The sequence below is a fragment of the Roseateles sp. GW821-FHT09B06 genome, from assembly GCF_059418245.1.
Genome location: NZ_JBWKPM010000005.1, coordinates 105,731 through 124,585, shown reverse-complemented (window position 1 = coordinate 124,585; position 18,855 = coordinate 105,731). Strand labels below are relative to the sequence as shown.

Below are 18,855 nucleotides of genomic sequence, written 5' to 3'. Positions count from 1 at the left end.
ATGAGCGAGCTCAAGTACCAATCGGGCTTCGGCAACGAGCATGCCAGCGAGGCGCTGCCGGGCAGCCTGCCGATCGGCCGCAACAGCCCGCAGCGGGCGGCTCACGGCCTCTATGCCGAGCTGCTCTCGGGCACGGCCTTCACCGCACCGCGTGCCGAGAACCTGCGCAGCTGGCTGTACCGCCGCCAGCCCTCGGTGGTGGTGGGCGGCTATGTGCCGCTGCAGCGGGAGTTCCTGAAGACCGGCGCGCGCGACGGCGCCGTCGTCCCTCCGGACCCGCTGCGCTGGGCGCCCAGCGCCATCCCTGCCGAGCCGCTGGACTTTGTCGACGGCCTGCGGACCATGGCCGTCAACGGCGACCCGGATGCCCAGGTCGGCATGGCCGCGCACCTGTACCTGGCCAACCGCTCGATGGAAAAGCGCGCCTTCGTCAATGCCGACGGCGAGCTGCTGATCGTGCCGCAGCAGGGCAGCCTGCGCATCACGACCGAGCTGGGACTGCTGGATGTGAAGCCCGGCGAGGTGGCGCTGCTGCCGCGCGGCCTGGCCTTCAAGGTGGCCGTCGATGGGCCGTCGCGGGGCTATGTCTGCGAGAACTACGGCGCGGCCTTCCGCCTGCCGGAGCTGGGTCCGATCGGCTCCAACGGTCTGGCCAATCCGCGCGACTTCCTGGCGCCGGTGGCGGCCTATGAGGACGAACCGGGGGCCTACGAGATCGTCAAGAAATTCGGCGGCCGCCTCTGGCGCGCCAGGCAGGACCACACGCCCTTCAACGTCGTGGCCTGGCACGGCAATCTGGCGCCCTGCAAGTACGACACGGCGCATTTCATGACCATCGGGTCGATCAGCTTCGACCATCCGGACCCCAGCATCTTCACGGTGCTGACCTCGCCCTCGGACACGCCGGGCTGGGCCAATGTCGACTTCGTGATCTTCCCGCCGCGCTGGCTGGTGGCCGAGGACACCTTCCGGCCGCCCTGGTATCACCGCAATGTGATGAGCGAGTACATGGGGCTGGTGCTGGGGCAGTACGATGCCAAGCCCGAGGGCTTCAAGCCCGGCGGCTCCAGCCTGCACAACGCGATGGTGCCGCATGGTCCCGACACCGAGGCCTTCGCCAGGGCCAGCAGCGCGGAGCTGAAGCCGCACAAGCTGGACCAGACCCTGGCCTTCATGTTCGAGACCCGCTGGCGCCTGCTGCCCACCGATTTCGCGCTGAATGGCGGGACGCTGGAAAAGACATACGCCGACTGCTGGCACGACCTCCAAGACAACTTCAAAGCATGAGCCAACTCGACCACACCCATGACCCGGCCGCCCAGAGCTGGGTGGCCTCGGCCAATGCCGCCAATGCAGCGGATTGCGATTTCCCGATCCAGAACCTGCCCTACGGCCTGTTCCGCCGCGCCGGCACGAACGAGAGCGCCCGTGTCGGCGTTGCGATCGGCGACCAGATCCTCGACCTGAGCCGAGCCGCCAGCGCCGGGCGCTGGAGCAGCGCGGTGCAGGTGCTGCTGCAGCCGCTGGCCCGGGGCGAGCTGAACGCCTTCATGGCGCAGCCCGCGGCCCGGCGCCGCCTGCTGCGCCAGGCCCTGTTCGAGGCCCTGCTGGCGGGCAGCAAGCAGGAGGCCGCGCTGGCCGCCTGCCTCGTGCCGCAGGCCGCCGCGCAGATGGCCGTGCCCTGCCGCATCGGCGACTACACCGACTTCTACACCGGCATCCATCACGCGACCACGGTGGGCAAGCTGTTCCGCCCCGACAACCCGCTGCTGCCCAACTACAAATGGGTGCCGATCGGCTATCACGGCCGCAGCTCCTCGATCGGGGTCACGGGGCAGGACGTGCGCCGCCCGCTGGGCCAGCTGATGGCGCCGGGCGCCAGCATGCCGGAGCGCGCGCCGGCCAGGCGCCTGGACTACGAGCTGGAGCTGGGCGTCTTCGTCGCCGGCGGCAATGCGCTGGGCGAGACCATCCCGATGGAGGCGGCCGACGAGCACCTGTTCGGCCTGACCCTGCTGAACGACTGGTCGGCCCGCGATGTGCAGGCCTGGGAATACCAGCCGCTGGGCCCCTTCCTGGCCAAGAACTTCGGCAGCACGATCTCGCCCTGGATCGTCACGATGGAGGCGCTGGAACCGTTCCGCTGCGCCTTTGCGCACCCGGCCGAGGACCCGCAGCCGCTGCCCTATCTGGACTCGGCGCGCAACCGCGCCGAGGGCGGCTATGCGATCGAGCTGGAGGTCTGGCTGCAGACCGAGCAGATGCGCGCGGCCGGCGCGGCGCCGACGCGCCTGATGCGTTCCAATTTCGGCGAATCGGCCTACTGGACCCTGGCCCAGATGCTGGTGCACCACGCCAGCAACGGCTGCAATCTGCAGCCCGGCGACCTGCTGGGCACCGGCACGCAGAGCGGCGCCGCGCCGGAGCAGGGCGGCTCGCTGCTGGAGCTGAGCCTGGGCGGCAAGCAGGCCCTGACCCTGCCGAACGGCGAGACGCGGACCTTCCTGCAGGACGGCGACACCGTGATCCTGCGCGGCCATGCGGTGAAGGAGGGCGCGCGCCGCATCGGCTTCGGCGACTGCGCCGCCACGGTGCTGCCGGCGCTGACGCAGCCGGCCTGAGGCGGGCGTGCAGCTCAAGTGGCTGGCCGATCTGCAGGCCGTCGTCGACGCCGGCAGCTTCAAGGCCGCCGCCGAGCTGCGCCATGTCACCGCGCCGGCCTTCGGGCGCCGCCTCAAGGCGCTGGAGCAATGGGCCGGCGTGCCGCTGTTCGAGCCGGGCAGCCAGCCGCCGCGCCTGAGCGCCGCCGGCCAGCGCCTCGCCGAGCAGGGCCGTGCCACCACGCGCGAGCTGGAGCTGCTGCGCCAGGAGCTGGGCACGGCCGGCCAGGGCGATCGCCTGGTGCGCCTGGTCACCGGCCGCACCCTGGCGCACAGCGTCGTGGCCGATGCGCTGGCCCCGCTGATGCGGCGTCCGGACGCGCCCCTGGTGCAGGTGATGACGCGGCTGATGAACGAGGCCAGCGAGCTGCTGGAGCGCGGCGAGGTCGACATCCTCTTGAGCTACCACCATCCGGTGCTGGCGCTGCGCCTGGACGGGCGGCGCTATCTGCAGGCGCGCGGCGCCGACGACCGCCTGGTACCGGTGCTGCATGGCCCGGCGGGGGACGGTCCGCCGCGCCTCTTGGCCTACGATCCCGGCCAGGCCCTGGGGCGCCTGCTCGACGACCACCTGGCCCATCTGCGCGGTCTGCCGCCGCTGGTGCCGGGCATGCGCTGCGACTCGGTCGATTCGCTGCGCGAATACGCGATGCGCGGCATGGGCCTGGCCTGGCTGCCGCTGTCGATGGTGGCGGCCGATCTGCGCGCCGGCACCCTCGCCATCTGGGGCGAGCCGGCCTGGCAGATCCCCTTCGAGACCCGGCTGTTCCGCCGCAAGAAGCCGCCGACCGCGGCCGTGGCCCAGGTCTGGGAGGCTTTGGTCGCCCACAGCCGTCGCTCCTGAGAAAAGCAATCGAGATTGCCGATTCGGCAATCGGCTTGGGGCTGGTGGCGCGCAAGATCGGGTTCCCTTCACCCATCGCTGCCCGCACGCCATGACGATGAAAAAACCGCTGCGCTCCGCCCTGCTGGCCGCCATGCTCGCGCTGCTGGGCTTGCTGCCCAGCCTGGGCCAGGCCCAGGCCGACGGCTATCCCGCCAGGAAGCCCGTGACCCTGGTGGTCGGCTATGCCGCCGGTGGCAGCGTGGACCTGGTGGCGCGCATCGTCGCGCCCGAACTGGCCAAGCGCCTGAACCAGCAGGTGCTGGTGGAGAACGTTGCCGGCGCCGGCGGCACCCTGGGCGCGATCAAGGTGGTCAACGCCCAGCCGGACGGCTACACCCTGCTGCTGGGTTCCACCAGCGAGGTGGGCATCAATGCGCTGACTTCCAAGAAGTCGCGCTACAACGCGCTGACCGACCTGGCCCCGGTGGGCATGATAGGCAGCCAGCCCCTGGTGCTGGTGACGACGGCGCGCACCGGCGTGGCCAACGCCGCCGCCTTCAAGGACCATGTGGCCGCGCGGCCGGGCAAGCTGAGCTATGCCAGTTCCGGCATCGGCACCCCGCTGCACCTGGCCGGCGAGCTGGTCAAGCGCGACGGCAAGCTCTTCATGCTGCACATTCCCTACCGCGGCGCCGCGCCGATGGTGACCGATCTGCTGGGCGGTCAGGTGGACTTCGCGGTCTTCGTGCTGTCCAGCGCGCTGCCGCATATCCAGGAAGGGCGCATGAAGGCGATCGGCGTCACCAGCGCCAGGCGCTCGGCCGCCGCGCCCGAGATCCCGGCCCTGGCCGAGACCCAGGCCTTTGCCGGCGTGGACATCGGCGTCTGGTTCGGCCTGTTCGCGCCGGCCAAGACGCCCGCGCCCATCCAGACGCAGCTGCAGAAGGAACTGCGCGAGGTGCTGCGCCAGCCCGAGGTGGCGGCCAAGCTGCAGGCCGCCGGCGTGGCGCTGACGCCGGATCTGGATGGCAGGAAATTCGTGCGCGCCGAGGTCGAGCGTTTCGCCAAGATCGTCGAGTTCGCCAAGATCGAAACGGACTGAGCATGAGCCCCACCCTGCATAAGCCCGAACTGGGCCCGTGGCGCGCGGGCAATACCGGCACCGAAGGGGTCTGGACCTTCGACAGCGGCCAGCCCGGACGGCACCTGATGATCTCGGCCCTGGTGCATGGCAACGAGCTGTGCGGCGCCTGGGCCCTCATCGGTCTGTTGGAGGGCCTGCTGGAGCGCGGCCTGCGCCCCAGGCGTGGCCGCCTGACGCTGGCCTTCTGCAACCTGGCGGCCTTCGACCGCTTCGATCCGTCAAACCACGATGCGGCGCGCTTCGTCGACGAGGACCTGAACCGCCAATGGTCGGAGGAGCGCCTGGCGGCGCCCGTCGGCCAGGAACGCCGCCGCGCGCTGGCGCTGCGCCCCTTCGTCGAGGCGGCGGACTGGCTCTTGGACCTGCATTCGATGCACGAGCGCTCGGCGCCGCTGCTGCTGAGCGGCGTGCAGCCGCGCAATCTGGCGCTGGCGCGTGCGCTGCGGGGCGAGGCCGCGATCGTGATCGACGCCGGCCATACCGACGGCGTGCGCATGCGCGACTTCGGCCGCTTCGGTGTGCCGGATGCGCAGGCGCCCGAGACCCGCTCGCTGCTGCTGGAATGCGGCTACCACCTGGACCCCGCGAGCCGCGGCGTGGCCCAGGACTATTGCGCGCGCCTGCTGCTGGCCGCGGATGTCGTCGACGAGGCCGATCTCGAGGCCCCGCTGCCCGGTTGGCGCCGGGGCGACGCCGCGGTGGCCGCGCCGGCGCTGCGCGTGCGCGGCGCGGTGGTGGCGCGCAGCGAGCGTTTCCGCTTCAGCGAGCCCTTTACCGGGCTGGAACGGATCGCGCGCGCCGGCACCGTGATCGGCGACAACGACGGCGAGCCGGTCGTCACGCCCTTCGCCGATTGCGTGCTGGTGATGCCCTCGACGCGCCAGGCGCGTGCCGGGGTCACGGTGGTGCGCTTCGCCGAACGGGTCTGAGCCGGCCTACTCGACGACCTTCACGCCCTTCCAGAACGCCACGCGGTCCTTGACCGCCTCGGCGCCGGACTTGGGTTCGGGGTAGTACCAGACGGCGTCGGGATTCATCTCGCCGTTGACCAGCAGCGACAGATAGCTGGCCTGCCCCTTCCAGGGGCACATGGTCTTGTGGTTGCTGAAGGAGGTGTACTCGCGCCTCAGCGTGCTTGCGGGGAAATAATGGTTGCCCTCGACGACGACGGTGTCGTCGCTCTCGGCGATCACGGTGTTGTTCCAGATGGCTTTCATCGCGGGGTGGCTCCTTGTGCGCGGCGATTATGCGCTGGGGGCCTGCAGCCAGAGGAGGGCAAACCAGTCGCGCTCGTCGCTCCACACGGGCCCCGCCGCGAAGCCGGCCCGGGCGGCCAGGGCCTGGAAGCCGGCCACGCTGAACTTGTACGAGTTCTCGGTGTGCAGGGTCTCGCCGGCCTCGAACTCGTAGCTCCGCTGTCCCAGCTGCAGCGGCTGGCGGCGGCGGCTTTGCAGGTGCATCTCGATGCGCTGCAGCGGCGCGTTGTAGAAGGCGCTGTGCAGGAAGCCCTCGGGGTCGAACTGCGCGCCCAGCTCGCGGCGCGCGCGCGCCAGGATGTTGAGATTGAAGGCGGCGGTGACGCCCTGGGCGTCGTTGTAGGCCGCATGCAGCAGGGCCGGGTCCTTGACCAGATCCACGCCGATCAGCAGGGCGCCGCCGCGCAGCTCCTGCGCGGTCATGCGCAGGAAATCCAGCGCCTCGCCGGGCGCGAAGTTGCCGATGCTGGAGCCGGGGAAGAAGCCGATGCGCCGCCCCGCCGCCGGACGCGCGGGCAGGTCGTGCGGGCGGGTGAAATCGGCCACCACCGGCTGGATGCGCAGGGCCGGGTGGTCGGCCTGCAGCGCGCCGGAGGCGGCCAGCAGGTGGGTACCCGAGATGTCCACCGGCACGAAGCTGTGCGGCGCGGCCAGGCGCTCCAGCAGCAGCCGCACCTTGCGCAGCGAGCCGGCGCCGTACTCCACCAGCTGGGCGCCGGGGCCGATCAGCTCGGCCATCTCGGCGGCATGGCGCTGCAGCAGGGCCAGTTCGGTGCGGGTGGGGTAGTACTCGGGCAGCTCGCAGATGCGCTCGAACAGGGCCGAGCCGGCCTCGTCGTAGAAATACTTGGGCGAGATGCTGCGCGGGCGCTGGCGCAGCGCCTGGTGCAGGTCGTGGGCAAAGCCGTCGGCGGGCACCAGCTGGAGGTGGGGAGTCACGGGTGGGGTCATGTCTTGCCTTCCTCGGTGGGAACCGGATCGCGCGCCAGGCGCAGGCCGCTGAACTGCCAGCGCGCGGCCGGCGGGAAGAAATTGCGGTAGCTGGTCCGGGCGTGGCCTGCCGGCGTGGCCAGGCTGCCGCCGCGCAGCACCAGCTGGCCCACCATGAACTTGCCGTTGTATTCGGCGGCCGGCCCGGCCATGGCCTTGAAGCCAGGGTAGGGGTGGTAGGCCGAGCGGGTCCATTGCCAGGCCGTGTCCTGCAACTGGGCCATGCCGGGCAGCGAGCGCGCGGCCGCCTCCCATTCGAACTCGCTGGGCAGGCGGGCCCCGGCCCAGTCGGCATAGGCGGCGGCCTCGTAGAAGCTCAGGCAAAGCACCGGCGCGTCCGGATCGATCGGCTGCACGCCGCGCAGGCCGAAGACCTGCCAGGCCCGATTGGGCGCGCGCGGGTCGCCGGGCGCCAGCCAGTAGGCCGGCGCCTGCCAGCCCTGGGCCTGGGCCAGGGCCCAGCCGTCGGACAGCCAGAACTCGGGACGCCGATAGCCGCCATCGGCGATGAAGGCCGCGTATTCGCCACAGCTGACCAGCTGGCTGGCAATCTCGAACGGGGCCAGCAGCACTGCGTGGCGCGGCCCCTCGTTGTCGAAGGCGAAGCCGGCTCCGCCATGGCCGGTCTCGACCCGGCCGCCTTCGTGCCGCAGCCATTGCGCGGCCGCCGCGGCCGCAGGCATGGGGGCGTCGCTGTGATAGGCGGGCAGCAGCGGGTTGCAGGAGAAGGCGTGCAGGATGTCGGTCAGCAGCAGTTCCTGGTGCTGCTGCTCATGCTGCAGGCCCAGCTCCAGCACTGGCCGGGCCGCTGCCCAGGTGTCAGTGTCGCAGCCGGCGATCAGCTCCAGCATCGCGGCATCCACATGGCGGCGGAAAGCTTGCACCTCGTCCAGCGAGGGGCGGCTCAGCAGCCCGCGCTGCGGGCGCGGGTGGCGCGGCCCCAGGGCCTCGTAATAAGAGTTGAACAGGTAGAAGAAGCGCTCGTCGAAGGGCCGGTAGCCGGGCTGCAGCGGGCGCAGCAGCAGGGCCTCGAAGAACCAGGTGGTGTGGGCCCGGTGCCATTTGACCGGGCTGGCGTCGGGCATGGATTGCAGGGCCTGGTCCTCGGCGCTGAGCGGTGCGGTCAGCGCCAGCGTGTGGGCGCGCACCGCAAGGTAGCGCTGGGCCAAGGCCGCGCGCGAATCGGATGCTGGCATGCCGTTCGATTCCTTGAAGCGATGGCCAGAGGGTAGCGCAAGCGCATGTCAAAAAGTGGCAGGAGTGCCAGCAGCTGTATCGGGACCATGGGCTCACCGGACGCGCTGCCCGGCCGAGTTCGCAGGCATGATAGGGAGGCCCCGCGCGCGGCCCTGCGGGTCCGGCGCTGTCCTACAGGGCAAATCTCGATGGCCGAATAGTTCGCCATTCATACGATATGGTCTACATACGAACAATGTGACGACAATGGAGACGAGGATGAGCAAGCTGTCGAAGATCGGATGGCGCGCCCTGCTGGCCCTGGCGGGAGGCCTGAGCGCCTCGCTGGCGCTGGCGCAAGAGGTGACCCTCAAGGTGCACCATTTCTGGCCGCCCGGCGCGATGCCGCCCACCAAGATCCTGCAGCCCTGGTGCGACAAGATCGCGGCCGATTCCGCCAGCAAGCTGAAGTGCCAGATCTTTCCGGCCATGCAGCTGGGCGGCACGCCGGCGCAACTGATCGACCAGGCCAAGGACGGCGTGGTCGACATCGTCTTCACGCTGCCGGGCTATACCGCGGGCCGCTTCCCCATCATGGAGGTGTTCGAGCTGCCCTTCATGAACAACTCGGCCGAGGCCGGCGCGCGCGCCGCCTGGGACTTCTACGGCAAGTACGGCAGCAAGGAGTTCCCCGGCATCAAGCCGCTGATGTTCAGCATCCACGACGAGGGCTATCTGCACACCCGCGACAAGCAGATCAAGAGCCTGGCCGATCTGAAGGGCCTGAAGCTGCGCGCGCCGACCCGCCAGACCAACAAGCTGCTGGCCTCGCTGGGCGCCACGCCGGTGGGCATGCCGCTGCCGGCGGTGGCCGATGCGGTCAGCAAGGGCACGATCGACGGCTTCGCGCTGCCCTGGGAGGTGATCCCCTCGGTGAAGCTGCACGAGATGGTCAAGTACCACACCGAAACCGACCCCGCGCGTCCGGCGCTCTATTCGGCCCTGTTCGTGCTGGCGATGAACCAGGCCCGCTACGACGCGCTGCCGGCCGAGCTGAAGGGCGTGATCGACCGCAACAGCGGCGCGGGGCTGTCGCAGCAGGCCGGCAAGATCTGGGACGAGAGCCAGGCCGTCGGCCGCAAGCCCGCGGTGGACCGCGGCAACACCTTCTACCGCCTGCCGGCCGCCGAGGTGGACCTGTGGATCAAGGCCAGCCACCCGCTCTATGACGACTGGGCGGCCGACATGGACAAGCGCGGCCTGCCCGGCAAGCAGATGCTGAAGGACGCGCAGGACCTGCTGGTCAAGTACAAGAAGTAGGTATCGAAATCGAAGCAGCGGCGCTGCGGGCCGCACCGCGAGGGGTTGTCGTCATGCTGTCTGTGTTGCGCCGCCTGGCGCTGTGGAGTGCGCTGGCGGGCTGCGCCTGCGCCTGTCTGGTGGCGCTGCTGACGGTGGCCAGCATCGCCGGCCGCTCGCTGTGGTCCCGTCCCATCCCGGGCGACGTGGAGCTGAGCCAGTTCGGCATCGCGCTGTGCATCGCGCTGTGCCTGCCCTGGTGCCAGCTGCAGCGCGCCAACATCATCGTCGACTTTTTCACCCAGCACACCGGGCCGCGCCTGCGCGCCCTGCTGGACGGCGTCGGCGCGCTGCTGCTGGCCCTGATGGTGGGCCTGCTGGCCTGGCGCACGATGGCGGGCGCGCTGTCGGTGCGCGAGGCCGGCGAGGCCACGATGATCCTGGACCTGCCGATGTGGATCAGCTATGCGGTGCTGGGGCCGGGCCTTGCGCTGACCGCGCTGATCGCCGTGGCGCAGGCGGCGCAGGATCTGCTGGGCCCGGGGGAGGCGGCATGAGCGGCCGCCCTGCCGTCCCGAAGGGGGCTCGCACCGCAATGCGAAGCATGGAGCTTGCCCAATGAGCGGCGCCGGGACCGGGGCCGCCATCTTCGCCGCGATGCTGCTGATGATGGCGCTGCGCGTGCCGATCGCGGCCGCGATGTTCATCCCGGGCGCCGCCGGCTATGCGCTGATGACCAGTGACATGGCGCTGCTGAATGCACTCAAGGGCAGCGCGGTGGCGCGGCTCTCGGTCTACGACCTCTCGGTGATCCCGCTGTTCCTGCTGATGGGGCAGTTCGCGACCCAGGGCGGCCTCTCGCGCGCGCTGTTCAAGGCGGCGGCGGCCTTCGTCGGCCATGTGCGCGGCGGCCTGGGCATGGCGGCAATCCTGGCCTCGGCCGCGTTCGGCGCGGTGTGCGGTTCGGCCGTCGCCACCTCGGCCACCATCACCCAGGTGGCCTATGGCGAGATGAAGGCCCATGGCTATGCCGGACGCCTCTCGACGGCCGTGCTGGCCACCGGAGGCACGCTGGGCATCCTGATCCCGCCCTCGGTGCCCCTCGTGGTCTATGCCATCCTGACCGAGCAGAACATCGCCAAGCTGTTCGCCGCGGCGATGCTGCCGGGCCTCCTGGCGGCGCTGGGCTATATCGTCGTGGTGGCGATCTACTGCCGGCTGCGCCCCGAGCTGGCCACGCCGGCCGAGCCCTTGCCCTGGGGCCAGCGCTGGCGCGCGCTGCTGGGCATCTGGCCGATCGTGCTGATCTTCGTCGCGGTGTTCGGCGGCATCTATGGCGGCATTTTCTCGCCGACCGAGGGCGCGGCGGTCGGCGCCCTGGGCACTTTTGCGCTGGGCCTGGCGCGGCGCGAGCTCGGCTGGGCCGGCATCAGGCGCAGCTTCATGGGAACGGCCGAGACCTCGGCGATGGTGTTCATGATCTTTCTCGGTGCCGACATGATGAACGCGGCGCTGGCCCTGACCCAGATGCCGGCGCATCTGGCCGAATGGGTGGGGCATCAGCAGGTGTCGCCGCTGCTGATCGTGGCCGGCGTGCTGATGTTCTACGTGGTGCTGGGCTGCGTGATGGACGAGCTGTCGATGCTGCTGCTGACCATCCCCGTGATCTTCCCCACCATCATGGGCCTGGACCTGTGGGGCCTGACGGCCGAGCACAAGGCGATCTGGTTCGGCATCCTGGTGCTGACCACGGTGGGCATCGGCCTGCTGGCGCCACCGGTGGGGCTGAATGTCTATGTCGTCAACAGCATGGCGCGCGAGGTGCCGATGAGCGAGACCTACAAGGGCGTGCTGCCCTTCCTGGTCTGGGACGCGCTGCGCATGGGGCTGCTGCTGTTCGTGCCCGGCGTGAGCCTCTGGCTGGTGCGATTGCTGTAGCGCTTCAACAAGCTGTCATGCCCGGCCCATAGGCTCAGGGCATGTGCGCCGCGAACGACCACCTCTCCGCCCAGGCCGAGGACCTGTATGGCTCCATCCTGCTGAGCCCGCCCCAGGTGCAGGCCCTGGTGCGCACGATCGAGGGCGCACTGGCGCTGCGCCACAGCGCCCAGTTCTTCGTCTGGACCCAGGGCAGCCTGCAGCAGCTGCTGCCCCATCAGCTGCTGCTGTGCGGCGCCTATCAGCGCAGCCACCGCGAACTGCGCTTCGAGCTGTTCAACAGCGTGCCGCTGGCGCCGGGCCTGTCCGAGGCGCTGCTGGCGCCGGGCTCGGGCCTGCCTCGGCGCCTGCAGGCGCTGTGGCTGGAGCAGGGGCGGGGGCGGCCGCTGCTGCTGCCGGCGGCCGGCTTGGGCCTGGAGGGCTTTGCGCAGCTGCTGCTGCACGGGGTGTCGCGGCCCCAGCGCCCCAGCGAGATCGAGAGCTTTTTCGTGCTGGCCCATGGCCGGCCGCACTACGGCGCGCGCCAGGGCGTGCTGCTGGAGTTGCTGACGCCGCATCTGCACAGCGGCTGGCTGCGTGCCTCGGGCGGGGCGCCGTCACGCGCTGCTCCGCAGCCGCTGGCGCCGCTTCCGCCGGCCGGCCTGACCGGGCGCGAGTGCCAGGTCTTGCGCGGCCTGCGCGAGGGCCGCAGCAACCAGCAGATCGCAGTGGACCTGGCGATCAGCGCGCTGACCGTGAAGAACCATGTGCAGCGCATCCTGCGCAAGCTGGGCGCCAGCAATCGTGCCCATGCGGTGGCACGCGCGATGGCGCTGAAGCTGCTGGACGAGGGTTCAGCGACCGGCTGAGGGTTGCGTGCGCAGCAGCATGCGCAGGCCGGCGGCCAGCGCCAGGCCCAGTGCCAGGCCCAGGGCGTCGGCCAGCACGTCGCGCGCGTCGGCGCTGCGCGGCGGCAGCTGCGACTGCAGCAGCTCGATCAGCACGCCATAGCCGAGCAGGGCCAGCGGCGCCAGGGTGCGCCGCATGCGCGGGCGGGTGCAGGCGAAATCGGCACAGAGGGCCAGCGCGCCGAAGGCCAGCAGGTGGTTCAGCTTGTCCCAGCCGCTGTCCATCACCGGGGGCGGGGCGGGCGAGAGCGCCAGATAGCTGATCGCGATCAGCAGCAGGGTCAGCAGGGCGCGCCAGGGGCGCGGTTCGCGCAGCAGATGGGACAGGGATGAGGGGTTCATGCGGGCTCCGGTCCGCATCATACGAGCCGGCATGGGGGCGGTCCTCGGCCTGCTCAGGCGGTCTGCGCCGAGGCCGAGTGCTCGGCCGCGCTCCGCAGCGGCGTCCGCTCGGCCAGCCGCGCGACGATCTGGCCCAGGCGGCGGATCGCGGCCTCCATCTTGGGCGTCCACGGATCGCCGTACTGCAGGCGGATGAAATGGTCGAAGCGCCGGCTGGTGCTGAAGGCCGCGCCGGGCGCCACGCCGATATGCTCCAGCCGCGCCAGCGCGAACACCTCGCGCGAATCGACATGGCGCGGCAGCTCGATCCACATCAGCAGGCCGCCCTGCGGCATCGACAGGCGGCAGCCCATCGGGAAATGGCGTGCCACCGCCTCGGCCATGTGCTGGGCCTGCGAGCGCAGCGCCGCGCGCAGCCGGCGCAGGTGGTGGTCGTAGCCGCCGTCGCGCATGAACTGGGCCATCACCTCCTGCTGCAGCATCGGGCAGGCCACCGAGGTGCGCATCTTCAGTGCCTGGGCCTTGAGGAAATGCCGGCCCGGCGCGATCCAGCCGATGCGGTAGCCGGGCGCCACGGTCTTGGTGAAGGCCGAGCAGAGGATGACATTGCCGTCGAGGTCGAAGCTCTTCAAGGTCGGCGGGCGCTGCTCGCCGAAATGCATCTCGCCGTAGATGTCGCTCTCGATGATGGTGACGCCGCGCTCGGCCAGCATCGCCACCAGGCGGCGCTTGTGCTCGGCCGGCATCAGGCTGCCGGTGGGGTTGGGGAAGTTGGGCAGCAGGATGCAGGCCTTCACCGCGCCGGGCTGCTGCGTCGCGAAGTCCAGGGCCTCCAGCGACAGGCCGGTGCGCGGGTGGCTCGGGATCTCCAGCACCTTCAACCCCAGGCTCTCGTTGACCTGCAGCAGATGGAAGTAGGTGGGCGATTCCAGCAGGATGGTGTCGCCCGAGCCGGCCACCGAACGCAGCGCGAGGTAGACGGCCTCCAGCCCGCCGTTGGTGATGACGATCTCGTCGGGCCGCAGCTGCACGCCCGAGTTCACCGCGCGGCGCGCGATCTCGCGCCGCAGCGCGGCGCTGCCGGTCATCTCGTAGCCGGAGGCGTACTCGGGGTGGCGACGGTTGACGCTGGCGGTCAGCTGCTGCAGCTTGGCCTCGGGCACCAGCTCGCGCGCCGGCGCGGCGTGGAAGCGCGGCATGGCCAGCGGATCGTCGACGATGTAGAGGAACTCCTGCAGCACCTGGTCCATGTTGACGAAGGAGGCGCCTTCCATGCGCAGGTCCAGCTGCGGCTCGGGCAGCAGCGGGCGCTGTGCAGCGACGAAATAGCCGGACTTGGGCCGTGCCTGCACCGCGCCGCGGTTTTCCAGCCAGCGGTAGGTCTGCAGCGCCGTGCTCATGCTGACGCCATGCTGCTGGCTCAGCGCTCGCACCGAGGGCAGACGGTCGCCGACGCGCATGGCACCGCCGGCGATGGCGCGTTCGATCTGGCCGGCGATGCGTTGGTACAGCGGAAGGGACTCGGGCAACTCGTCCATATGGAGCCATTGTGACGGCCCGGCCCGCCGCCGTACCAGTACAGATGTGGACTACTGATGCCATGACAGAGCACGTGCGCGCGCATCTGTTCCGGTCGCGAATGTGCTGCGCTGGGTCTGTCGGCCGCGACGCGACTTTCCGACACTGGAGCTCCGTAGTCGCCAAGGAGTCGCCGCCATGTCATTGAGTCTGAGCCAAGCCGCCGTTCTGCAACTGCAGGACGGTGATCTGCATGCCGTCGACGCGATCTGGCTGACGGTGCTGGAAGGTCGGGTCTGGGTCACGCGGGCCGAGGATCCGCAGGATCATTTCGTCGGACCTGGCGGCAGCCTGCGTCTGGAGGCCGGCAGCCAGGCCCTGCTGGGCGCCGAGGGGACGGCGCGCGTGCGCGTGGCGCCGCTGGCCGAGCCGGTCCGCATCGCCCAGGGGCAAGGCCCGGGCCTGTCCTGGAGGCACCGGCTGCGCACCAGCCTGCTGACCGCCTTGGGGCCGGCACCGGCCTGAGCCGGCGCATCCTCGGCGCGGGCCGAGCCTCAAAAACAACTCAAAACAGAACCCAAAACAAAAGGGCCTGACGTCGGTCAGGCCCTTTGTCTTTTTTGGTGCCGGTGAGAAGAGTTGAATCGCCCCGGGTTTCCTAGACACCCGTGAGCCGTTGGGAATGGCGTCGTTCGAACTCGACCGGCGAAGTATCGCCGGCGGTGCCGTGACGCCGCTTGGGGTTGTAGAACATCTCGATGTAGTTGAAGACGTCGGCACGGGCGTCGTTGCGTGTGGCGTAGACCTGCCGACGTATGCGCTCGCGCTTGAGCAGTTGGAAGAAGCTCTCGGCCACGGCGTTGTCATGGCAGTTGCCGCGTCGGCTCATGCTGCTGACCAGGTGCGCAGGAATGTCTGCCACTCGTGCCCAGTGAACTGGCAGCCCTGATCGGAATGCACCGTTACGGCCCCCTGAGGCTGACGGCGCCACAGCGCCATCAGCAGCGCATCGAGTACCAGGCCGGTGTCGATGCGACTGCCCATCGACCAGCCCACCACCTGACGAGAGAACAGCTCGACGACGATCGCCAGGTACAGCCAGCCCTCGTGCGTGCGGATGTAGGTGATGTCGGTCACCCAGGACTGATTGGGCTCGGCCACCGTGAACTGGCGCTGCAGATGGTTCGGCGCCACCACGGCAGGCTTGCCACCCCGCACGCCCGGACGACGGCGGTACCCCGTCTGTGAGTGCAGCCCTTCGAGCTTGAGCAGTCGCGCCACGCGGTGCTTGCCGCAGCGCTCGCCGAGGTCGCGCATGTCCAGCGTCAGCTTGCGGTACCCATAGACACCGCCGCTCTCCAGCCACGCCTGCTTGAGCAAGCCGGTCAGCCGCTGGTCGTCTTTGGCCCGTTGGCTCTGCGGCTCGGCCTTCCACGCGTAGTAGCCGCTGGGGTGCACCTGCATCACCTTGCACATGCGCCGCACGCTGTGCTGGGCCTCGTGCGCCTTGATGAACGCGTACCTCACCCGGACTGCTTGGCAAAGTACGCGGCGGCCTTTTTTAGGATGTCGCGCTCCTCGGTCACGCGCCGCAGTTCGGCCTTCAGCCGCCGCAGTTCTTCGGCCTGCGACACCTGCGCTTGCCGCTCGGCAGCCGGCGTCGAGTACGCCTTGATCCACTTGTACAGGCTGTGTTGGCTGACGCCGATCCGGGCTGACACGTCGGCCACCTTGTGGCCTCGCTCCGTGAGCTGCTTGACCGCCTCGATCCTGAATTCTTCTGGGTAGGGTTGCTTGCTCTGCATGGCACCTCCGATTGGGCCTCAGTTTGAGGCTCGAAGGTATCTACTGAACCTGGGGCGATTCACTGTTTATGCGGTTCTCCATAGTGTTCGCGTTGTCGTGAGGTGCGTCCTTGTTTGAGCACTCACGTGAATAGTCCTGCACTATTTAGGGAGAACTGGACTTCGACGATTTTGACCATTTTTGCCATGTGGGTGGAAACACCCATGTGCGTTCCTACGATGTAGGAACGTCATCCTGTATCGCAGGAAATGGTGGAAAACCACCAATTCACGCCTGGACGGGGAATTAGGGTTGGGTGGAATTACCCATGCTGAACAGTGTCCGGTGCAAGTGAAATCGATGTAGGTCGCCCCATCTTGAAATCGATGTTGTCAGCTGTCGATCCACCTGTACCGCCCGAAGGTTCAGAACGAGTCGGTGCTGTTCCTACCTGCCCGTGCTTTCAAGGTGCTGCAGCGCAGGGTGATGAAGCGCAAGCTCGGTGCGAAGTACGTCTTTGAGTCGAAGGACGGCGGCCCGAAGAAGTACAACCCTCGTGCGTTCAACAGTGCGTTCAAGCGCGCCGGGATCGAGGATGCGTCAATCCACACGATCCGCCACAGCACGTTCACCAAGCTCGCCCGTGCTGGTTTAGCCGCACAGGACATCCAGGCGATTGCCGGGCATGCGAACATCGCGACGAGCCAGATCTACATTCACCAAGCGTCGGAGCTTGCGTCGCAGAAGGCTGCGAAGGTGATGAATCTTCTCGACGAGCGCGAGCAGCAGAAGAGGGTGGGGCAGTAGGGCAGCTGGCGCGATGCCTTGGGACACCGACCCGCCGCACCGTACGCGCATGGCCCTCAGTGCGGGTTGCAGGGCGACTCCTGCAGGTGCTCAAATGTTGGGCAGGAATCGTTAGCGATCCACATATAACAAGTCGGGTTTCACGGAGAAGCCATGCGCGAAATTGACGAATTAATTGAAGGTGCGGATCTCGAGTCAAAGACATTCCACCCCGTGCATGAGCACGGCTCTGATGCATGGTTTCCCGGGAATGAGGCGGCTGCTCTATTGATTCAAGTAAGTCACATCTGGGAAGACATCTCTCACCTAAAAGGAGTCCATGTCTCACAAACTGAAGAATACAAGAAACAGCTCATCCTGAAGTACGTCGTCATTGAAGTCAGATCTCTTATCGACGTCTTTGATCGCTTAGCGTCACTTGCTATGAAGGCTCCGGTATTTGATCCTTCGGAACGCCAAGGATGGCGAGAGATAACTCACGAAGAACGAGAGAAGTTGGTGCCCTTGCTCAAAGAGTACTCACGGGCTAAATCGAAGGTGGAAAAAAACATTACCAGAGTTCGCAACGAGGTAGGTGCACACAGAGGTAACATCAATTGGCAAGAGGTCAGAGAATTCTGGGGTGTCATATCTCCCGACTTGATTAACCCGCTGCTGAGCTCAATACCACCTGCCTTTGAACATATCAAGGAGCTTGACCTCTTTGAATGGAACCGGGTCCTTAAAGATGGAGTGCACGAGTTCATCAGCGCCAAAATCCGACCTGAATATTTTCAGTGGCAGGGGGGCGATGAAGCCTAACCCTGCGTATATGGACTCCCCCACAACTGCAAAGACCTGATCGATAGAGGTACGACGGAAGAAGCACCTGCAGTCGTATATCCGGCATCTGATGTGGGATCGAGCTCGTCCCGCGCCGGCATGGAATCTGCGCAAGGCGGAGCCTCGCATTTCGTGAGGTAACTCGCGAGGACGCGCCGCCCCCGGCGGACAGAATTTCGCTCAGCTACTTGGGTGGTTCTACGCAGGCGTAGAAAAGACAAAAGCCGCATTCCCCCGGGAGGAAATGCGGCCTTGCCGTTGGATTGGTGCCGGTGAGAAGAGTCGAACTCCCGACCTTCGCATTACGAATGCGCTGCTCTACCAACTGAGCTACACCGGCGTAAGCCCGCCATTATAGCCAGGTTTTACGGCTTGGCGTCAAGATGATAGGCGGTGACGCGCTCGACCTCGTTCTTCGAGCCCAGCACCACCGAGACGCGCTCATGCAGCTTGCCGGGATTGATGTCCATGATGCGCTGGCGTGCGTTGGTGGCGGCGCCACCGGCCTGCTCGACCAGGAAGGCCATCGGATTGGCCTCGTACATCAGGCGCAGCTTGCCGGCCTTGTTGGGCTCGCGCTTGTCCCAGGGGTACATGAAGATGCCGCCGCGCGTCAGGATGCGGTGCACGTCGGCCACCATCGAGGCGACCCAGCGCATATTGAAGTTCTTGCCGCGCGGACCCTCCTCGCCGGCCAGGCATTCGTCGATATAGCGCTTCACCGGCGCGTCCCAATGGCGCATGTTCGACATATTGATCGCGAACTCCTTGGTGTCCTCGGGGATCTTCACGTCGTCGGCGGTCAGCACCCAGGAGCCCTGCTCGCGGTCCAGCGTGAACATCGCGACGCCGTCGCCCACCGTCAGCACCAGGGTGGTCTGCGGGCCGTAGACGCAGTAGCCGGCGGCGGCCTGGGTCGAGCCGGGCTGCAGGAAATCCTGCTCGCTGACCCCCTGGCTGCCCTCGGGCTTCTTCAGCACCGAGAAGATGGTGCCGATCGAGACGTTGACGTCGATATTGGACGAGCCATCCAGCGGGTCGAACATCAGCAGGTATTCGCCCTGGGGATAGCGGTTGGGCACCAGGTAGATGCCTTCCATCTCCTCGCTGGCCATGGCCGCGAGATGCCCGCCCCACTCGTTGGCCTCGATCAGCACCTCGTTGGCGATGATGTCCAGCTTCTTCTGCACCTCGCCCTGCACGTTTTCCGAGCCGGCGCTGCCCAGCACATCGCCCAGCGCGCCCTTGTTGACGTTGATGGCGATGCGCTTGCAGGCGCGGGCCACCACCTCGATCAGCAGACGCAGCTGCTGCGGGATATGGCCATGCTGACGCTGCTGTTCGACGAGGTACTGGGTCAGGCTGATGCGATGTGCCATGGACGGCTCTCCTGGAGTTGAGTTAC

The 18,855-nt window shown here is 68.0% G+C and carries 18 protein-coding genes, 1 tRNA gene and 1 pseudogene; 12 read left to right on the top strand and 8 right to left on the bottom strand.

Features of this window, described 5'->3' with window-relative positions; genetic code table 11:
- The 5 genes from hmgA (at window position 1) to AC07OQ_RS06530 (ending at window position 5,559) form a co-directional block, all read left to right on the top strand.
- Window positions 1-1,287, top strand: a complete 1,287-nt coding sequence (gene hmgA, locus AC07OQ_RS06550) for a homogentisate 1,2-dioxygenase (RefSeq protein WP_495052292.1) — start codon at window positions 1-3, stop codon at window positions 1,285-1,287.
- Window positions 1,284-2,621, top strand: coding sequence for a fumarylacetoacetase (fahA, locus tag AC07OQ_RS06545; protein ID WP_495052291.1), 1,338 nt, complete (start codon window positions 1,284-1,286; stop codon window positions 2,619-2,621). Before hmgA ends, fahA begins: the two co-directional genes overlap by 4 nt.
- A gap of 7 nt (window positions 2,622-2,628) precedes the next feature.
- Window positions 2,629-3,504, top strand: a complete 876-nt coding sequence (locus AC07OQ_RS06540; RefSeq protein WP_495052290.1) for a LysR family transcriptional regulator — start codon at window positions 2,629-2,631, stop codon at window positions 3,502-3,504.
- A gap of 91 nt (window positions 3,505-3,595) precedes the next feature.
- Complete coding sequence (locus tag AC07OQ_RS06535; protein WP_495052289.1) at window positions 3,596-4,588, top strand: Bug family tripartite tricarboxylate transporter substrate binding protein; 993 nt, start codon at window positions 3,596-3,598, stop codon at window positions 4,586-4,588.
- A 2-nt stretch (window positions 4,589-4,590) separates the two neighbouring features.
- Window positions 4,591-5,559: a M14 family metallopeptidase gene (locus AC07OQ_RS06530; protein ID WP_495052288.1), complete on the top strand. Its 969-nt coding sequence runs from the start codon at window positions 4,591-4,593 to the stop codon at window positions 5,557-5,559.
- A 6-nt stretch (window positions 5,560-5,565) separates the two neighbouring features.
- Here AC07OQ_RS06530 and AC07OQ_RS06525 read toward each other — a convergent pair whose 3' ends face one another.
- From AC07OQ_RS06525 to egtB, 3 genes are read right to left on the bottom strand one after another with little or no spacing between them, the layout of a single operon-like run.
- On the bottom strand, window positions 5,566-5,847 hold the full coding sequence (locus AC07OQ_RS06525; protein ID WP_495052287.1) for a DUF427 domain-containing protein: 282 nt from the start codon (window positions 5,845-5,847) through the stop codon (window positions 5,566-5,568).
- A 27-nt stretch (window positions 5,848-5,874) separates the two neighbouring features.
- The gene (egtD, locus tag AC07OQ_RS06520) at window positions 5,875-6,837 is read right to left on the bottom strand and encodes an L-histidine N(alpha)-methyltransferase (protein ID WP_495052286.1); all 963 of its coding nucleotides are present in this window, start codon (window positions 6,835-6,837) and stop codon (window positions 5,875-5,877) included.
- Window positions 6,834-8,072, bottom strand: a complete 1,239-nt coding sequence (gene egtB, locus AC07OQ_RS06515) for an ergothioneine biosynthesis protein EgtB (protein WP_495052285.1) — start codon at window positions 8,070-8,072, stop codon at window positions 6,834-6,836. The genes egtD and egtB overlap by 4 nt, the downstream gene beginning before the upstream one ends.
- Before the next feature lie 259 nt (window positions 8,073-8,331).
- On the opposite strand from egtB, the gene AC07OQ_RS06510 reads away from it, so the two are divergent.
- From AC07OQ_RS06510 to AC07OQ_RS06495, 4 genes are all read left to right on the top strand, one after another.
- Window positions 8,332-9,372: a TRAP transporter substrate-binding protein gene (locus AC07OQ_RS06510; protein WP_495052284.1), complete on the top strand. Its 1,041-nt coding sequence runs from the start codon at window positions 8,332-8,334 to the stop codon at window positions 9,370-9,372.
- A 53-nt stretch (window positions 9,373-9,425) separates the two neighbouring features.
- The gene (locus AC07OQ_RS06505) at window positions 9,426-9,908 is read left to right on the top strand and encodes a TRAP transporter small permease (RefSeq protein WP_495052283.1); all 483 of its coding nucleotides are present in this window, start codon (window positions 9,426-9,428) and stop codon (window positions 9,906-9,908) included.
- A gap of 61 nt (window positions 9,909-9,969) precedes the next feature.
- On the top strand, window positions 9,970-11,289 hold the full coding sequence (locus AC07OQ_RS06500) for a TRAP transporter large permease (protein WP_495052282.1): 1,320 nt from the start codon (window positions 9,970-9,972) through the stop codon (window positions 11,287-11,289).
- Window positions 11,290-11,330: 41 nt separating this feature from the next.
- Window positions 11,331-12,137, top strand: a complete 807-nt coding sequence (locus AC07OQ_RS06495) for a helix-turn-helix transcriptional regulator (protein WP_495052281.1) — start codon at window positions 11,331-11,333, stop codon at window positions 12,135-12,137.
- Here AC07OQ_RS06495 and AC07OQ_RS06490 read toward each other — a convergent pair.
- The gene (locus AC07OQ_RS06490) at window positions 12,123-12,518 is read right to left on the bottom strand and encodes a VanZ family protein (protein WP_495052280.1); all 396 of its coding nucleotides are present in this window, start codon (window positions 12,516-12,518) and stop codon (window positions 12,123-12,125) included. The genes AC07OQ_RS06495 and AC07OQ_RS06490 overlap by 15 nt on opposite strands.
- A gap of 53 nt (window positions 12,519-12,571) precedes the next feature.
- Window positions 12,572-14,056, bottom strand: coding sequence for an aminotransferase-like domain-containing protein (locus AC07OQ_RS06485; protein WP_495052279.1), 1,485 nt, complete (start codon window positions 14,054-14,056; stop codon window positions 12,572-12,574).
- Window positions 14,057-14,234: 178 nt separating this feature from the next.
- On the opposite strand from AC07OQ_RS06485, the gene AC07OQ_RS06480 reads away from it, so the two are divergent.
- On the top strand, window positions 14,235-14,561 hold the full coding sequence (locus AC07OQ_RS06480) for a DUF2917 domain-containing protein (protein ID WP_495052278.1): 327 nt from the start codon (window positions 14,235-14,237) through the stop codon (window positions 14,559-14,561).
- A gap of 133 nt (window positions 14,562-14,694) precedes the next feature.
- Here AC07OQ_RS06480 and AC07OQ_RS06475 read toward each other — a convergent pair.
- Window positions 14,695-15,841: pseudogene (locus tag AC07OQ_RS06475) on the bottom strand (IS3 family transposase).
- Between the two features lie 376 nt (window positions 15,842-16,217).
- Between AC07OQ_RS06475 and AC07OQ_RS06470 the strand changes: the two are divergent.
- Both AC07OQ_RS06470 and AC07OQ_RS06465 read left to right on the top strand, forming a co-directional pair.
- Window positions 16,218-16,628, top strand: coding sequence for a tyrosine-type recombinase/integrase (locus AC07OQ_RS06470; RefSeq protein WP_495052397.1), 411 nt, complete (start codon window positions 16,218-16,220; stop codon window positions 16,626-16,628).
- A 153-nt stretch (window positions 16,629-16,781) separates the two neighbouring features.
- Window positions 16,782-17,429, top strand: coding sequence for a hypothetical protein (locus AC07OQ_RS06465; RefSeq protein ID WP_495052277.1), 648 nt, complete (start codon window positions 16,782-16,784; stop codon window positions 17,427-17,429).
- A 285-nt stretch (window positions 17,430-17,714) separates the two neighbouring features.
- On the opposite strand, the gene AC07OQ_RS06460 is transcribed toward AC07OQ_RS06465, so the two are convergent.
- Together AC07OQ_RS06460 and AC07OQ_RS06455 are read right to left on the bottom strand one after the other, a co-directional pair.
- Window positions 17,715-17,790: transfer RNA gene (locus AC07OQ_RS06460), tRNA-Thr, on the bottom strand.
- A gap of 25 nt (window positions 17,791-17,815) precedes the next feature.
- Entirely contained in the window at window positions 17,816-18,829 is a 1,014-nt protein-coding gene (locus AC07OQ_RS06455; protein WP_495052276.1) for a class 1 fructose-bisphosphatase, read from the bottom strand.
- Between the last annotated feature and the right edge of the window lie 26 nt (window positions 18,830-18,855).

Bases quoted from the DNA above. Each gene is read 5' to 3' on its own strand.
- hmgA (WP_495052292.1), top strand. From the start codon at position 1: ATGAGCGAGCTCAAGTACCAATCGGGCTTCGGCAACGAGCATGCCAGC.
- fahA (WP_495052291.1), top strand. From the start codon at position 1,284: ATGAGCCAACTCGACCACACCCATGACCCGGCCGCCCAGAGCTGGGTG.
- AC07OQ_RS06535 (WP_495052289.1), top strand. From the start codon at position 3,596: ATGACGATGAAAAAACCGCTGCGCTCCGCCCTGCTGGCCGCCATGCTC.
- AC07OQ_RS06530 (WP_495052288.1), top strand. From the start codon at position 4,591: ATGAGCCCCACCCTGCATAAGCCCGAACTGGGCCCGTGGCGCGCGGGC.
- AC07OQ_RS06525 (WP_495052287.1), bottom strand. From the start codon at position 5,847: ATGAAAGCCATCTGGAACAACACCGTGATCGCCGAGAGCGACGACACC.
- egtD (WP_495052286.1), bottom strand. From the start codon at position 6,837: ATGACCCCACCCGTGACTCCCCACCTCCAGCTGGTGCCCGCCGACGGC.
- egtB (WP_495052285.1), bottom strand. From the start codon at position 8,072: ATGCCAGCATCCGATTCGCGCGCGGCCTTGGCCCAGCGCTACCTTGCG.
- AC07OQ_RS06510 (WP_495052284.1), top strand. From the start codon at position 8,332: ATGAGCAAGCTGTCGAAGATCGGATGGCGCGCCCTGCTGGCCCTGGCG.
- AC07OQ_RS06505 (WP_495052283.1), top strand. From the start codon at position 9,426: ATGCTGTCTGTGTTGCGCCGCCTGGCGCTGTGGAGTGCGCTGGCGGGC.
- AC07OQ_RS06500 (WP_495052282.1), top strand. From the start codon at position 9,970: ATGAGCGGCGCCGGGACCGGGGCCGCCATCTTCGCCGCGATGCTGCTG.
- AC07OQ_RS06495 (WP_495052281.1), top strand. From the start codon at position 11,331: ATGTGCGCCGCGAACGACCACCTCTCCGCCCAGGCCGAGGACCTGTAT.
- AC07OQ_RS06490 (WP_495052280.1), bottom strand. From the start codon at position 12,518: ATGAACCCCTCATCCCTGTCCCATCTGCTGCGCGAACCGCGCCCCTGG.
- AC07OQ_RS06485 (WP_495052279.1), bottom strand. From the start codon at position 14,056: ATGGACGAGTTGCCCGAGTCCCTTCCGCTGTACCAACGCATCGCCGGC.
- AC07OQ_RS06480 (WP_495052278.1), top strand. From the start codon at position 14,235: ATGTCATTGAGTCTGAGCCAAGCCGCCGTTCTGCAACTGCAGGACGGT.
- AC07OQ_RS06465 (WP_495052277.1), top strand. From the start codon at position 16,782: ATGCGCGAAATTGACGAATTAATTGAAGGTGCGGATCTCGAGTCAAAG.
- AC07OQ_RS06455 (WP_495052276.1), bottom strand. From the start codon at position 18,829: ATGGCACATCGCATCAGCCTGACCCAGTACCTCGTCGAACAGCAGCGT.